Origin of the sequence: Pseudomonas avellanae BPIC 631, from assembly GCF_000444135.1 — a bacterium.
GTDB lineage: Bacteria > Pseudomonadota > Gammaproteobacteria > Pseudomonadales > Pseudomonadaceae > Aquipseudomonas > Aquipseudomonas avellanae.
This window is the reverse complement of sequence record NZ_ATDK01000273.1, coordinates 1-14,929: the sequence shown is the minus strand read 5'-3', so window position 1 is coordinate 14,929 and position 14,929 is coordinate 1. Positions and strand designations below refer to the sequence as shown.

Annotated in this window: 15 protein-coding genes and 1 pseudogene; 3 read left to right on the top strand and 13 right to left on the bottom strand. The window is 58.3% G+C overall.

Features of this window, described 5'->3' with window-relative positions; translation table 11 throughout:
- Nucleotides 1-85: 85 nt before the first annotated feature.
- Together DW49_RS0116115 and DW49_RS1000000133690 are read left to right on the top strand one after the other, a co-directional pair.
- A pseudogene (locus tag DW49_RS0116115) lies at nucleotides 86-640 on the top strand (type III secretion system effector phosphothreonine lyase); the annotation flags it as partial.
- A gap of 168 nt (nucleotides 641-808) precedes the next feature.
- Entirely contained in the window at nucleotides 809-2,017 is a 1,209-nt protein-coding gene (locus DW49_RS1000000133690) for a hypothetical protein (protein ID WP_081681532.1), read from the top strand.
- A 33-nt stretch (nucleotides 2,018-2,050) separates the two neighbouring features.
- Here the strand turns inward: DW49_RS1000000133690 and DW49_RS0116100 are convergent, their stop codons facing one another.
- The 12 genes from DW49_RS0116100 to DW49_RS0116045 all read right to left on the bottom strand — a co-directional run bounded on the left by DW49_RS0116100 (nucleotide 2,051) and on the right by DW49_RS0116045 (nucleotide 13,860).
- Nucleotides 2,051-3,127: a protein-glutamate methylesterase/protein-glutamine glutaminase gene (locus DW49_RS0116100; protein WP_003381227.1), complete on the bottom strand. Its 1,077-nt coding sequence runs from the start codon at nucleotides 3,125-3,127 to the stop codon at nucleotides 2,051-2,053.
- On the bottom strand, nucleotides 3,090-3,623 hold the full coding sequence (cheD, locus tag DW49_RS0116095; protein WP_003381225.1) for a chemoreceptor glutamine deamidase CheD: 534 nt from the start codon (nucleotides 3,621-3,623) through the stop codon (nucleotides 3,090-3,092). Before cheD ends, DW49_RS0116100 begins: the two co-directional genes overlap by 38 nt.
- A complete protein-coding gene (locus DW49_RS0116090) occupies nucleotides 3,620-4,429 on the bottom strand; it encodes a CheR family methyltransferase (RefSeq protein ID WP_005614766.1) in 810 nt (269 codons plus the stop codon). The genes cheD and DW49_RS0116090 overlap by 4 nt, the downstream gene beginning before the upstream one ends.
- A gap of 9 nt (nucleotides 4,430-4,438) precedes the next feature.
- Entirely contained in the window at nucleotides 4,439-4,978 is a 540-nt protein-coding gene (locus DW49_RS0116085; protein WP_003381223.1) for a chemotaxis protein CheW, read from the bottom strand.
- A gap of 36 nt (nucleotides 4,979-5,014) precedes the next feature.
- Nucleotides 5,015-6,670 (bottom strand): methyl-accepting chemotaxis protein, encoded by a 1,656-nt coding sequence (locus DW49_RS0116080; protein ID WP_005614773.1) that lies wholly within the window; start codon nucleotides 6,668-6,670, stop codon nucleotides 5,015-5,017.
- 30 nt (nucleotides 6,671-6,700) lie between these two features.
- Complete coding sequence (locus tag DW49_RS0116075) at nucleotides 6,701-8,800, bottom strand: chemotaxis protein CheA (protein WP_005614775.1); 2,100 nt, start codon at nucleotides 8,798-8,800, stop codon at nucleotides 6,701-6,703.
- A gap of 46 nt (nucleotides 8,801-8,846) precedes the next feature.
- On the bottom strand, nucleotides 8,847-9,137 hold the full coding sequence (locus tag DW49_RS0116070) for an STAS domain-containing protein (RefSeq protein WP_005614777.1): 291 nt from the start codon (nucleotides 9,135-9,137) through the stop codon (nucleotides 8,847-8,849).
- Between the two features lie 26 nt (nucleotides 9,138-9,163).
- On the bottom strand, nucleotides 9,164-9,532 hold the full coding sequence (locus DW49_RS0116065) for a response regulator (RefSeq protein ID WP_004880039.1): 369 nt from the start codon (nucleotides 9,530-9,532) through the stop codon (nucleotides 9,164-9,166).
- Nucleotides 9,533-9,541: 9 nt separating this feature from the next.
- Nucleotides 9,542-10,453: a methyl-accepting chemotaxis protein gene (locus DW49_RS0116060; RefSeq protein WP_375233983.1), complete on the bottom strand. Its 912-nt coding sequence runs from the start codon at nucleotides 10,451-10,453 to the stop codon at nucleotides 9,542-9,544.
- Between the two features lie 732 nt (nucleotides 10,454-11,185).
- Nucleotides 11,186-12,484, bottom strand: a complete 1,299-nt coding sequence (locus tag DW49_RS0116055; protein WP_005614782.1) for an NAD(P)/FAD-dependent oxidoreductase — start codon at nucleotides 12,482-12,484, stop codon at nucleotides 11,186-11,188.
- Nucleotides 12,485-12,700: 216 nt separating this feature from the next.
- Entirely contained in the window at nucleotides 12,701-13,234 is a 534-nt protein-coding gene (locus DW49_RS0116050) for an MOSC domain-containing protein (RefSeq protein ID WP_005614784.1), read from the bottom strand.
- Nucleotides 13,231-13,860, bottom strand: coding sequence for a DUF1780 domain-containing protein (locus tag DW49_RS0116045; protein ID WP_005614786.1), 630 nt, complete (start codon nucleotides 13,858-13,860; stop codon nucleotides 13,231-13,233). Before DW49_RS0116045 ends, DW49_RS0116050 begins: the two co-directional genes overlap by 4 nt.
- Nucleotides 13,861-14,056: 196 nt before the next feature.
- Between DW49_RS0116045 and DW49_RS0116040 the strand changes: the two genes are divergently transcribed.
- Nucleotides 14,057-14,383 carry a hypothetical protein gene (locus DW49_RS0116040; RefSeq protein ID WP_005614788.1) on the top strand — a complete coding sequence of 109 codons (327 nt, stop codon included), beginning with the start codon at nucleotides 14,057-14,059 and terminating at the stop codon, nucleotides 14,381-14,383.
- A gap of 210 nt (nucleotides 14,384-14,593) precedes the next feature.
- Here DW49_RS0116040 and yacG read toward each other — a convergent pair whose 3' ends face one another.
- Nucleotides 14,594-14,803 (bottom strand): DNA gyrase inhibitor YacG, encoded by a 210-nt coding sequence (gene yacG, locus DW49_RS0116035; RefSeq protein ID WP_003381207.1) that lies wholly within the window; start codon nucleotides 14,801-14,803, stop codon nucleotides 14,594-14,596.
- Nucleotides 14,804-14,929: the final 126 nt, after the last annotated feature.

The following is a 14,929-nucleotide window of genomic DNA, read 5'->3' as shown; positions in this document are numbered from 1 at the left end:
ATGATGACGGAAATGATGTCCAAGCATCATGAGAGTCCATCCCTAACTCAATAGCCGGGTGTTGCACTCAGCCTCTGAAACCGCCCACATGGAGCGCAGTGATTCCAGGAACAAAGGAGATTTCGCCGGAGACAAGATTCACCTCAGCGTTGCTCCTCAGCATGTGGCCAGTGCGTTCAACGCGATAGGCAAAATATTGCAAGCCGACGACAGCCCCGTCGACAAATGGAAAGTCACCGACATGAGCTGCGCGAGTTCCGACTTGCAGCCTGAAAAAAAGCGCGTCACGCAGGGGGCTCAATTCACGCTGTACGCCAAACCTGATCGCGCGGACAACACTTACAGCCCCGAATACATGGGGAAAATGAGAGGCATGATTAGCATTATCGAGCGTGAGTTGCACGCCGCCGGCGTTGCGCAGAGCAACCATCGCCCTGCATCGGATGCAGCGCCCGGTCACTGGGCGTATGCGTCTTATCGCAATGAACACAGAAGCGAAAGAGCGGGATCCTCCAGCCAGGCCAATGAACTGGAAAGGGAACCGTTTTTCAAGTTGGTTTCATTTCCCGATTCGGTCGCTTCGCCTGTGAAGTCAGGCGCATCAAGCCGTTCGCTGATGCCACCGCCCTGGACTCGCTGAGCAAGTCTGGCTGTGACCATCACCCATAGCGAGTTGCGTTAAAGCCCATGACGGGTTTCTCCCAAGAGTGTGATTACCCCATGCACTGCCTGAGCGTGTTTACAAAGTACGTCTCAAAAAATAGAACGAACGCCGTCGCACAACGACGCGCTTTACAGGAAATATTTCATGCCACATCCAGTCTCTCAATACTCTACCAATCAGGCTTACCTCTACAATCAGCCTTCTAATAACCAGGCGTCGACGTCTCGCGCGCAGCAAAGCTCACAAGGCGTTCACCGTGTTGCCAGACCTGGAAATACAACGGCCAACATCGCGGGGCACTCTGTTCCGTTAACCGCCGTTAACCAGACAGGGTTTGCGTCTGCTTTTGCAACCCCCCAGACAGTGCACACCACGCACTTGGGTCAACAAGGCATAGCGCCTGCCTCTGCTCAACAGATTTTAAATCAGCGCCACCGACTGGCGCACGCAGCTGAGCTTGAAAAACAGCATATTCTCAACAATCAGCTGAATAATTTCCCGACAGAAAAAAGCAGGATTGCATATAACAGTCTGCAGCACTTTAGCCGCTGTTCACCCGCGCAGGGCAGGCAAGTCGTTGATGCATTGCATACCTATCAACAGGATTATGGCGATAACTACCTGATGAATATCAGCGCGATGGGTTATCGCTCTCTGAGCCACTACTTGCAATCCCTCCACCCTAAATACAACAACGAAGCGGAGGTGAATAATTTCGTCCGGGACTTCGCTCGACATTATGAGGCGGGTGAACTGAACGCCGAGGAGTTTAATATCCACAAGACCCATATCGAAACACAATTGGCGCCACAAACGGCCCTTTTGCGACAGTTCATCCACGCAGCTCCGCGCATTTCAGGCGTCTCTCTGTTAAAAGGTGCGACAGGGCATGACGAACTTTTCACGACTCAGCTCAATGGCGAGTCTGCGCTGCAAGCTCTGCTCTCTGGCCAGGCGCTGCGGTTCAACGGTTTTCTCAGTACGACATCCTCCGCGGATGCGGCCGTAGAATTCTCCAGTGTGTCGGATGAGCGAGGTTTGGGCAGAGCCAGGTATACGGTGGACCTTGCAAGCGGTGACCCTTCATCTGAGGTATTGCGTCGTCAAACGCTGCGTGATCTGCAGAGCAATCGCGTTGATGCCTCGTCGATCTTTTTCCGCTTCAAGGCTGATCACGTTGCGGGTATCCACGTTGATGCCATTCAGGATGCTCATAATCCGGACATGAGCATCAGCGAAGCGGGTGAGCAGGAAATCCTGCTCAACCCGGGGCATTACTTTCAGCCGGAAAAAATCGTGATGCTCGAGCAAGGTTTTGCAGTCACCGGGCGGCTTGCTTATGGCGAACGCTGAGGTAAGTTGATCTGATCGGGGAGCCCTCAAACGTTATCGGTGCAAGATCGCCTGATGAATCTCCTGCAACGGCATGATTCGTTGCGCAGCATTCAGTTTGATGGCTTCCTTGGGCATACCGAACACCACGCAGCTTGCTTCGTCCTGAGCGACGGTCGAGCTGCCTGCGTCGAGCATTTCCTTGAGACCGCGTGCGCCGTCGTCGCCCATGCCAGTCATGATGATGCCAGTGGCGTTCTTGCCGGCAAACTTCGCCACTGAGCGGAACAGCACGTCAACCGATGGGCGGTGCCGATTGACCAGCGGGCCATCGATGACCTGGACGTGATAAAAGGCGCCGCTGCGCGTCACCATCATGTGCTTGCCACCGGGTGCTATGAGCGCCAGGCCGGGCAGGATGCGGTCGTTGTTTCTGGCTTCACGGACTTCTATCTGCGACAAGCCATTGAGGCGCTCGGCGAACGAGGCGGTGAATTTTTCCGGCATGTGCTGAACGATGACGATGCCTGGGCAGACTCTGGGCAGCGCGGTCAACACTGCTTCCAGCGCTTGCGTACCGCCCGTCGAGGTGCCAATGGCGACGATGCGTTCGGTAGTCTGCGCCATCGAGTGCCCGCTGGCTGCAGGCAAAATGGCGTCTGCGGTGAGTTTGCTGGCCGGGGTCAGTACCGGCGGGGCAGTGCGCTTGCCGAGGTTTTTGACGTTGGAGTTCGCCGCTGCGCGAATGGCGGCGACCAGCTCGGCGGCTGATTCGATCAGGAAGTTCTTAAGGCCCGTCGTGGGTTTGGTGATGATCTCCACGGCTCCGGCAGACAGCGCCTGTAACGAGGTTTCCGCGCCTTTCTGGGTCAGCGACGAGCAGATCACCACGGGCGTCGGTCGCTCGCTCATGATTTTTTTCAGGAACGTGATGCCGTCCATGCGCGGCATTTCTACGTCCAGCACAATCACATCCGGCCATTCGTGGGCCAGTTTGCCCATGGCGAATATCGGGTCCGACGCCGCGCCCATGACATGGATATCGGGGGTGTCGTTGAGGATGGCCACGAGCACCTGGCGAACGACGGCCGAATCATCGACCAGCAATACGCTGATTTTTTTGTTTGGCATCTTTTTCGAGTGCTTCCATTGGTTGGTGCCTGACCCATACGTTTCCGTTCCATAGGTCGAAGATGATATTGCGATGACCAGTGCTGCCCAAGTCCTGAGCGGTCAGCTTCAGATGGTGTTTTTTGGTCAGCGCCAGCGCTGCGTCTATGTTTCGGTCTGCAACGTTCTGCACGTGCGGGTCCTGGCGCTGGGTGGGAAACATCTCGCCGCCGCCGAAAAGCTTGACCTGATACTCCTCTGCAAGCGTACCGTTGGCCAATGCATGGCGGATAAGTATTTGCAGCGCTTCGTCGCCGTACTTGCCGTCCAGTTGCTGGCCCTTGCGTGCGCGCCCCGGCAGCATGAAGTGACACATTCCTCCGATACGCCGCTGCGGGTGCCAGAACGTGAATGCCACACACGAACCCAGCAGCGTGCGCAAGCGTGCAGGCTTGCTCTCAAAGACCACGTCTCCGGGAGCCAGCACTATTTCGGCCACGCCGACGGGCTTGATCATGGCTTGCGGTATATCGAAGGGGAGACGAGTTTCAGCGTGTCGTTTATCCCATTGAGGCTTTCCGAATGGCTGATGATGAAATAGCCTCCGGGCTTGAGGCGCGGCAGCAACCGCGCAACGACTTTGCTCTTGGTTTCCTGATCGAAATAGATCATCACATTGCGCAGGAAGATGACGTCGAATTCGCCAAGGTCGGGAAGGGTTTCGTTGAGGTTGACTTGCACAAAGCTGACCCGGTTGCGCAGTGATTTGTCGATCAGGAAAGTGCCTTCCTGGCGACCTGTGCCCTTCAGGCAATATTTGACCAGCAGCGGCTGGGGCAGTGTTTCGGTGCGCTCCATGGGATAGTGCCCGTTACGTGCCTTGGTCAGTACACGCGTACTGATGTCCGAGCCGATGACTTCCCAAGGCGTAGTGCCCAGTTGCTCCGCCAGTGTCATTGCCAGGCTGTAAGGCTCTTCACCAGACGAACTGGCAGCGCTCCAGACCCGGAATACTTTGCCCGGCGCCACCTTGGTCAGCACCTGCTGACGCAAAAAATCGAAGTGCTTTGGCTCGCGAAAAAAATACGTCTCGTTGGTGGTCAGCAGGTCCAGCGCCACTTGCAGCTCGCCGTTGCGCTGGTCGGTCATGATTAGCTTGAAATACTCGCCGTAGCTTTTCAGATCGTAGTGTTTGAGGCGCTTGAACAGACGGCCGGCCACCAGCGCTTTCTTGGCCGGGGTCAGCTTGATGCCCGCAGCACGATACAACCAGGACTGGAACTGGCCGAATTCGCGATCATTGAGCGAGGCTGTGTCAGGCATGTGCAGGCCTCAATGCGCGTCGGCGTCGAGCGCTGGCGTCTGACCTGCCTCGGCAAGGCTGGACATCTCATCGATGGACAGCACGCGCTCGACTTCCAGCACGATCACGAAATGGCCATCGACCTTGGCCATGCCACTGATGAAGTCGGCACGAATCCGCGCGCCGAAATTCGGCGGCGGCTCGATCTGCGAAGCGGGTATCTCCAGCACCGCCGAAACATTGTCCACCAGCAACCCGATGTCCTGCGGCTGGCCGTCTTCGGTGCTGGCCTCAATGATGATGACGCACGAACGCCGGGTGATCTCCGAGTTCTGCCGCCCGAAACGCGCCGACAGATCAACCACGGGCACCACCGCGCCGCGCAGGTTGATCACGCCGCGCACGAAGGCGGGCATCATCGGCACGACAGTCAGGCTGCCGTATTCGATGATTTCCTTGATGCCCAGAATGCCGATGGCAAACATCTCGCCGCCGAGCATGAAAGTCAGGTATTGCGCCTCTTCTTCGACCGCCGTTACGGCCTGCCGAGTCGTGACCAATGAGCCCATGTCGTTCTTCCTGTGAAGCGATATCGAAGCCGATAATCAGAAACGGGTGAATTCCGATTCGTCCGGGGCGCTCGCCATGCTGTGGGCAAATGCCTTGCGCGCCGGCGGTTGCACCGGGCGGGGTGGCTGGCGGCTCGGGCTGCTGCGGTGATCGATACTGCTGCCTGACGTTGTGGGCCTTGGTGACGAATCCAGGGTGAAAAAGCTCATGGACTGTTGCAGTTGCTCGGCCTGGCTGCTCATCTCTTCAGCCGTTGCGGCCAGCTCTTCACTGCTGGATGCGTTTTGCTGGGTGACCTGATTGAGCTGGGTCATGGCGGTGTTGATTTGCGCCACACCGGCCGCCTGCTCTTCGGAAGCGGCGCTGATTTCCTGCACCAGATCAGAGGTCTTGTTGATCGAGGGGACCATTTCGTCCAGCAACTTGCCAGCTTTCTCGGCCATTTCCACACTGCTGGAAGACAGCTCGCCGATCTCCTGCGCCGCGACCTGGCTGCGCTCGGCCAGCTTGCGAACTTCAGCGGCCACTACAGCGAAACCTTTGCCATGCTCACCGGCACGGGCCGCTTCGATGGCTGCGTTGAGCGCGAGCAGGTTGGTCTGGTAGGCGATGTCATCGATGATGCTGATGCGTTGGGCGATCTTCTTCATCGCCACGACGGTCTGCTGCACCGATTCGCCGCCATCGGTGGCTTCCTTGGCGGCCTTGCTGGCCATGCCGTCGGTCACTTTGGCGTTCTCGGTGTTCTGGTTGATGCTGGCGCTCATCTGTTCGACAGACGCGCTGGTCTCTTCGACGCTGGCGGCCTGTTCGCTGGTGGCCTGGCTCATCGACTGCGCGGTGGCGCTGACTTCTTCCGACGCGCTGGCCAGGTTATCGGCGGCGTTACGCACCTCGCCAATGATGTGCGCCAGTTTGCCGACCATGTTGCGCATGGCATTGAGCACCATGCCGGTTTCGTCTTTGGACCCGTGTCCGATGTGTGCGTTGAGATTGCCTTGTGCCAGTTGTTCTGCGGCAGCGGCTGCTTCTTTGAGCGGGCGGGAAATGATCCGGGCGATGAACAGCGCCAGGCCCAGGCCAATCAGCAATGCTGCAATCAGTACCACAATGATCGAGAGGCGTGCACTTTCGTACAGCTTCATGCCTGTTTCTCCAGCGGCAGTGGCTCCCGCGTCGTTAAGCTCGACCATCTTTTGCAACTGCGCAGTCATCTCTTCAAAATGTGCTTTGGACTCTCCCCTCAGCAGCGCTCTCGCCAGTACTTCCTGGCCCTGCCGGGACTGATCAAACAAGTTGTCGCTGACCTTCAGGTAGGCGGCCCACGTCGCTGTGACGACACTGAATAGTTGACGATCTTCATCACTGACAATCAGCTTTTCATACGTTGACATGCGCGTTTCAAGCTGTTTACGCGACTCTGCTGCCTCCAGTTCCATCTGGGTCTTTTCCTGGGTGTTATCAGCGGCAATATGGCGGTTTTCCTTGAGCCGGTAGTTGGCGGCATAAAAACGCATGCCCGACGCCGCGCGTACGGACGGCATCCAGTTTTCCCTGATGTCCTGAGCGGCCTGGTTGACCTGGCCGAGCTGGATAATGGCAAAGACTCCCATAGCCGCGGTCAACGCCAGAACCACCAGAAACGAAGTAATCAGCTTGGTGGAAATCTTCAGATCGTAAAACCATTTCATTGAAGTAACTCCTTGGGAATTGCGAATCCGTCAGCGAGAAGCGGGCGAGAGCGAAAGGGGAGGCTGTGTCAAACGGGTTTCCATCTGAACGATCTGATTGAGCAGTGCCGGAATGTCGAGAATCAATGCCACGGCGCCGCTGCCCAGAATCGTCGAGCCACTGATACCGCGCAGCGCGCCGAACAGCTTGCCCAGCGGTTTGATTACGGTCTGGAACTCGCCAAGCAAGTCATCGACCACCAGCCCGGCCTTGTGCTCGGCGTAGCGCACCACCACGTTCTGGCGGCGGGCAGGCGGGCCTTCATGGTTGAAGTGATCGCGCAGGTACACCAGCGGTAACACTTCACCGCGCAGGTCCAGATAGCCTTTGTCACGGCTGGACTGGCGGTCGTGTTCGTCCAGCTCGATGCATTCCTGAACCATGTCCAGCGGGATGACGTAGGTGAACTGATCGATGCCGACCAGAAAACCATTGATGATCGCTAGCGTCAGCGGCAGGCGGATACGCACGATGGTGCCCTGGCCCGGCTGGCTGTCCAGGTCCACCGTGCCGCGCAGCAGGGTGATGTTGCGCTTGACCACATCCATGCCGACGCCACGCCCTGAAAGATTGGTGACGGCCTCGGCGGTCGAGAAACCGGGTTCGAAGATCAGGTTGTAGATTTCCTGATCGGTCAGGCTTGCGCCAGCGGCCACCAGCCCGCGCTGCTGGGCTTTTTCCAGAATTCGCTCGCGGTTCAGCCCGGCCCCGTCGTCGGCGATTTCAATGACGATGCTGCCCGAGTCGTGAAATGCATTGAGGTTCAAATGACCCTTGGCCGGTTTGCCTGCCGCGCGACGCGCTTCGGCGCTTTCGATGCCGTGGTCCATGGAGTTGCGCAACAGGTGCATGAGCGGGTCGCCGATCTTCTCGACAACGGTCTTGTCCAGTTCGGTTTCTGCGCCATTGATAATCAGGTCGATGTCTTTTCCCAGCTCCTGACTGACGTCGCGCACCACTCGGCGAAAACGGTTGAAGGTGTCGCCGATGGGGATCATGCGCAGGTGCAGCGCGCCATCGAGGATCTGCTCTACCAGCCCCGACACTGTCGAACTGGCTTCCTGCAACGGATCGTTGTTGCTCGAACGGGCCAACAGGCTGGCACCGGCGCTGGCGATGACCAGTTCACCGACCAGATTGATCAGCTCGTCGAGCTTGTCGGCGTTGACGCGCACATAGCTGCCGTCCTTGGCCTTGTGTTCGCTGCCCGAAGCAGGGCGCTCCACTGCTGTCGTCTGGCCTGGCACTCGCGGTACGGCGCGCTGATCGCCGAGCAGTTCGCCACCGGCGACAACAGGGCTTTGCGCGTTCTGCGAAACGAGGTCAGTGCCGGTCGGCTCGCTGCTCTCGGGCGTCTGCTCGACAGGGGTGATCAGTACGACGCAGTCTTCGCGGACAAAATCAAACACTTCGTTGATCGCGTCATGCCCGGCGGCCGAGCGAAAATCGATTTCGAAACCCAGGTGGCAGGACTCCGGGTCCCATGATTCCACCGCCGGGATGGAGTCGGTCACGGTCGTGACATGAATCATTTGCCCCAGGGTGTTGAGATAGCGCAGGAACGACAGCGGGTCCATGCCATTGCGAAACACGTCCACGCCAAAGCGCAACGAGATATGCCACAACACCTCGGCCTGTTCGCCCTCCACCGCGTCGGGTGCGCAGGCAGTGTCTTCGGCCGGGACGCTGCCGGGTGCCTGATAGATCTGCAGCGCCTGGCGCAAGGCCGCTTCGCGTTCCAGTGCCGCAGGCTGAAGTGCTTCGCCACGGCTGGCGACTACCTCTATCAATTCAAGCATGTGGTCGCCTGATTTGAGCAGCACCGCGATCAGCCCGGCATCCACCGCAACACTGCCCTCGCGCAGACGGTCCAGCACGTCTTCGACAATGTGGGTAAAGCTGACAATGGGCGTCAGCCCGAACAGCCCGGCCGAACCCTTGATGGTGTGCGCAGCGCGGAAAATCGCGCCAATCGCGCCCTGGTCGCCCGGTTCGCTTTCGAGTTGCAGGAGGGATTCCTCCATGGCCTGCAACAGCTCACGGGCTTCAACGATGAATGTCTGCTGTGCCTGATCGAGATTAATGCTCACGATGACTTCCTTTGTCGATCACCCGGCGGTACTTCAAATAAACGCGTTACAGCACGACACCCGGATTACACAGTTCGAAGGTCTCGGTGACTGCTTTGCTCTGGCCTGTCAAATGCAGCGCTGTGCCGGTTTTCTCGGCCTCGCGCTGGATGACCGCGAGCAATTGCAGGCCAGCTCCGTCCATCTCGGTAACGTGCGACAGATCGACTTCCACTCGCGCAGCGCTACCGATTTGCGGGAGCAAACGGGCGGCAAGTTCGGTCACGGTGTAGATCGTCAGCTCGCCATCAATCTGAATGCGTGCTGTGTCATCGGGCCTCTCGGCGGTTATCGGCATGCTGACCTCCATGGAGCGCTTTGTGATCAGGGCAGGATCAGCTTGGAAACCGCCGCCAGCATTTGCGCCGGCTGAAACGGCTTGACGACCCAGGCCTTGGCACCTGCGGCCTGACCTTCAGCCTTTTTCGATTCCTGAGACTCGGTGGTCAGCATGATGATGGGCGTGAACTTGTAGCTGGCCAGCTTCTTCACTTCCTTGACGAACGTGATGCCGTCCATGTTCGGCATGTTCACGTCGCTGATGATCAAGTGCACTTTCTGCCCGCTCAGCTTGCCCAGCGCATCTTTGCCGTCACAGGCTTCGATAACGTCATATCCGGCGCTTTTCAGAGCAATGCCGACGACCTGCCGGACGCTGCTCGAATCGTCGACCACCAATACACTCTTAGCCATGATCTGCTCCTAGAAGAACGTGATTTCCTGCGAATTCTGCTGTGCAGCCGATTCGCCGCGATGGGTGCGGCGCTGTTCATCTGTCGCGTAAGTGGTTTCCATGCGCGCCAACCATTGCCGGGCGTCGATGGCGACGGCCTGGTCGGGAGACTGGCTTGCCTGTAACAGGTGCGCATGCAGAGCGTCGATGTTGTCGCGCACATGGCTCAGAATCTGGCTGACCCGGTCCTGAAACTGCAGGCTGACCAGCACTTCGGTCATCTCGTCGCGGATGCCGTAGCTCTCCTGCTTGAGCAGGTCGGCGGACTCTGCAAGATGCCGGGTAATGGTCTGAAAGCGTTCCAATACATGCTGAATGCTTTGCTCGGAAGCGGTTACCGAATGGCTGTCCTGATCAGCACCGCTGGACGCCGCCTGGACCAATTGCGTGATGGCGTTGTTGATGATGTCGACCTTGGCCGACATCTGCTGGCCGGTCTCGCTGGACTTGCTCGACAGGCTGCGCACCGCATCGGCGACCACCGCAAAGCCCCGACCTGCCTCACCCGCACGGGCAGCTTCGATAGCGGCGTTGAGGGCCAGCAAGTTGGTTTGAGCGGCAATCGCGGCAACGTCTGCGGCCATGGTGCGCAATTCACCTGTATAGGCTGTAAGGCTGCGAACCTGAGCAAGCGTCTGGTCGCGACTGGCTTGGGTGGCTTTCAGCGAATCAATCACTTGGCTCAGCTCGCTGTCACTTTGTGACAAGACTTTCAACGCACCGTCGGCATTCTGCCCGTCCAGCTCACCGGCAGCGTGCTGCGACGCCTGCACGGTCTCCTGCAAACGCTCGGAAATACCGGTGAAACGGTCGGTGAGTTCGACAATGGCGGTTTCGGTCTGCTGGCGCGAGCTTTCGACCTGCTTGGCCCAGATCGGCATGGCCCCGAGAAAGATCTCGTTGAGCTGCGCACTGGTGGCCGCCGCTGCGGTTTGCGCGCTGTGTGCTTGATGATGGTCCAGCGCTTGAGTCACGGCGCGACGCACTTCATTACGTTGTGACTGAGCAGCCCAGACAGCAGCGCCAACGCCAATGGCAACAAGGGCAGCACTCGCAATCAGCTCAGCAGGGCGGGTACCGGACTGCGTCAGTATCCAGGCAACGGCAGGCAGGACAGGAATCAGGGGAAACCAGATAAAGCGCGGATGGCTTTGCGCAGGAGTGCTGTTTAATTGATTCGACATATGGGTTCGATCCCTGAACAGTGCAGAGTGATACACGACTCCATAGTTATCTGCGTGGCGTAGGCGAACTTGATACCTGTGCGGGTGCCTTCCGTCTGATCGCTGCGCGTAGAGCCTGGCCACTTTAAAAATAGCGGGTATTCAGAACGCTGCAAGTCAGCGTCGGAAATGGGGCTTTCAGGCTTCTGCCCGCAGGGCGTGGGAGGGAACCGGGCGACGCTTCGCTTGTTCGCGAAAGGGCCGGTATGATCGCCAACAATTCGTCCCTGCGTCACAAGAGGACGCAGAGCGTCCAGAACGGCATGGCGACGCGGAGCGTCGCACGATAGTTGCGCTAGCTGGAAGGCTATCGTTCCGTACGCTCCAGCGTCGGAATGCATTTCGCGACGCTCTGCGTCGAAAAAAGGGACGCAGAAGCGTCCCTTGCTGTTAGTGCAGCTTCATCCGCGGCTCTGTCCCTTTGCCGATCTTGCTGCCCAGCATCAGCATCAGGGTGCGGAAAGTGCCGTACAGCGCCATCTGGTGCATGCGGTACAGCGACACATAAAACATCCGCGCCAGCCAGCCTTCAAGCATCACACTGCCCATCAGGTTACCCATCAGATTGCCGACTGCCGAGAAGCTCGACAGCGAAATCAGCGAGCCGTAGTCCTTGTAGGTGTACTCCGGCAAGGTCTTGCCTTCGATCCGCAGGCGCAGCGACTTGGCCAGCAACGACGCCTGCTGGTGAGCCGCCTGAGCGCGCGGCGGGACATTGCGATCAGTGCCTTTCTGCGGGCAGGCGGCGCAGTCACCGAAGGCGAAGATATTTTCATCGCGGGTGGTTTGCAGGGTCGGCAGCACCTGCAACTGATTGATGCGGTTGCTCTCCAGCCCGTCCAGCTCATGCAGAAAGGCCGGAGCACGAATACCCGCTGCCCAGACCTTCAAACTCGCCGGAATGACCTGCCCGGTGGCCGTGATCAAACCATCAGCCGTCACCTCACTCACCGCCGCATTGGTCAGCACGGTGACGCCAAGTTTTTCCAGCGTCTTGTGCACCGGCGCACCGATACGCTCCGGCAACGCAGGCAGCACCCGAGGCCCGGCTTCGATGACCGTGATGCGCAGGTTTTCCGGCTTGATCTGCCCCAGCCCGTAGGCCGCCAGTTCATGCGCCGCATTGTGCAGCTCTGCCGCCAGCTCAACACCGGTTGCACCTGCGCCGACGATGGCCACGGTGATTTCCTGCGCACTGTCTGCCTGGCCCGCATGAGCACGCAGGTAGTGGTTGAGCAATTGCTGATGGAAGCGCTCGGCCTGTTTGCGACTGTCGAGAAACAGGCAGTGCTCCGCAGCGCCTGTGGTGCCGAAATCATTGGTGGTGCTGCCCACTGCGATCACCAGCGAGTCATACCCCAGGCTGCGCGCCGGCACCAGCTCGGCACCGGTTTCATCCAGCGTGGCCGCCAGATGGATCTGGCGGCTGGCACGATCCAGCCCGGTCATGCGCCCGAGCTGAAACTGAAAGTGGTTCCACTTGGCCTGAGCGACGTAGTTCAGCTCGTCCTCATACGAGTTGAGCGAACCGGCAGCCACTTCGTGCAACAGCGGTTTCCAGATGTGAGTCAGGTTGGCGTCCACCAGCGTGACACTGGCTGTACCTTTTTTGCCCAGGGTTTTACCCAGACTGGTCGCCAGCTCCAGACCGCCAGCGCCTCCGCCAACGATAACAATACGATGCGTCATAAGGATTACTCGGAAGGTTTAAGGAATTCGGAGGGAGCTCGATCTTCGCGAGCGCAAGGCAGCTCATAGCGTCAGATGGCTCGTAAACAGGTTCATCACAACAACTCCGGCGTCAGGAGCGGCCTGCGCTCGACTGGATACGGGATTGCCTGAAGGTACTCTTCGACACACCTTTGCGCTTCCGGGTTCAGGCGTCTGCTCACTTTATGCGTCGTCTCAAGTGTGCTGCCGGGCAGGGGGCCAGGTATCGGTGATTTCCAGCGGCTCGACCTGCAGCGTATCGTCAAGGCGGATGATGCCGCTTTGTAACACCCGCGCGGTAATTCCGCCATGCCCACGCACAGCCTGAAACGTGCCGTGGCCGAGGCGCTGCTCAAGTTTTGCGCAAGGCTGGCACCAGCCAGTGGTTTCAAAGACGGCCTGACCGATCCGGAAGCGCCGATTCTTGAGGCTGAACAGGTTGATGCCGCTGATCACCAGATTGCGCCGCAAATCCTGAGGGACGATCGGGTTATCCGCAGGGCGGTTCAGCAACGAACCGACCACGGCCAGGTGCTCCCACTGAATCAACGTGACCTGCCGCGCATTGCGCGGGCCTGGGCGTGAGTGATCGCCGGTCAGGCCAGCCTCGCGGCGCGCCTCGACAGCGTCCAGCTCGATCATCTCGACCCGCGACTCCGGGCGCACGCCGATCCAGCGCACGCGACCGTGTTGAGGCACGTCGGCCAGCAGTTCCTGCAAGGGGCTCATAGACTGATTCCAACATCGAAAACAACACTGCGACCCAGATTGGTACGCAGAAAATCCGGAGCGTCCGGATGCGCGAACAATACCCGAGCAAACGTCGGCCCCACCAGCGACAACGAACGCCAGCCCTGACGCAGGTACTCGGTCGGCGGCGGAAAGTGACTGTTGAGGTCCAGCACCTCGCGCTTGAGGCTGGCGAAGGCAATGATATCCAGCCCGCTCAGATCAATGCCGCGTTCACGATAATTGGTGGATTTCTTGCGCAGGGTAGGGGCGAGTCGGTGCAGCAACTCAGAGGCCGGAATACGCTTGGGCTTGGCTTCCTGGCGCACCAGTTGGCTCAACGAGAACGCGCTACGTCGTCGCGCCAGTTCCTCACGCCACTCGTCATTGAGACGACGGCCCTCGTCCAGCACGAAAAACACCTCAAAGCGCCCGTCACGAAACAGCACATCGGGCGGCTCCTGACTGGCCGGGGTGAAGTCCTCATTACGGTGCGCAATGTTCAGCCCCTGCAACAACCGCTGACAAACCCAGCGCTCACGCTCCCACTTCCGCGCATTGGACAGAAAGGCGTTGGCTTGTTCGGCCTGGATCGTCAACAGGCGTAGGTAGTCTGAGTCATCCATAGGGCTGTAGCTTACCGCTCAAATGTGAAGGTGAAAAACAAAGACTGAGGTGATTTCGGGAGTTTTTTGCGTAGGGCTCTAAAGTAAGCTAAAAAACCTTTCAGCAGGCCAAAGCTTTGCTTTGTTACGCCGAACTGAAGCACTCTGTGGGACATACTCCAAATCTGCTCACTCCTGCGATAAAGAATCCCTCCCTATGAAAGTCGCCTCGCTTGCCTTTCTCTGCCTCACTGCCCTTGCCATTCAGGCTCAAGCTTCCAGCTCTGATGCTTGGGCGGCTTATGACAAAGCCGCCTTGGAAAGCTGTATCAGATCCAGTGGTTTGAAAGATGCCAAACCTGTCGGTACTCCAGCTCAATATGATGACCGCGTTGGCTATACAGCTATCCTCATGCAAGGCCAGTATCCGCAGAAGCATATGAAAGGTCGTCAAGGTACTGAACTTTGCCTTTTCAATAGCAAATCGAAGGCTGCTTTTGTCACCGAGTGGGACTCAATTCGCACTAGCGGAAAGACTCAGTAAAAACTGTCAGGCCTGTGCGTGACGTTTTTAAGCGTTGGAATGAGCCCGAAAAACGGGGCTCTGATCTCGACCATTGGAATGTGCGGCGCGGCGCAGATTTGTGACGCGGAGCGTCACGAAATGCATGCCAACGCGGAGCATTGGCACGAGAGTCAGTTGTAATTGAGTAGAACGATGAGGGTAGAGCGTGTGCATGCATCCCGGAATGTATCAATGCCCCCGATGCGGAGCCTCTAAATCACCCGAAAACATCTCATCCTCAGCATCCGGGCTTACCGGAATCGCATGCTCTTCAGAAGCCCACGCCCCAAGGTCAATCAGTTTGCAGCGCTCTGAGCAAAACGGACGGCTCGGGCTGGCGGCGCTCCATTCCACTGGTGTGTCGCAGGTTGGGCATTGAACGGTCATTGGTTGGCTCATGATTGGCCTCCACGCAAAGTAAGGGCGGTTTCAGAGGCTGAGTGCAACACCCGGCTATTGAGTTAGGGATGGACTCTCATGATGCTTGGACATCATTTCCGTCATCATTTCGATAGGGCATCTGTA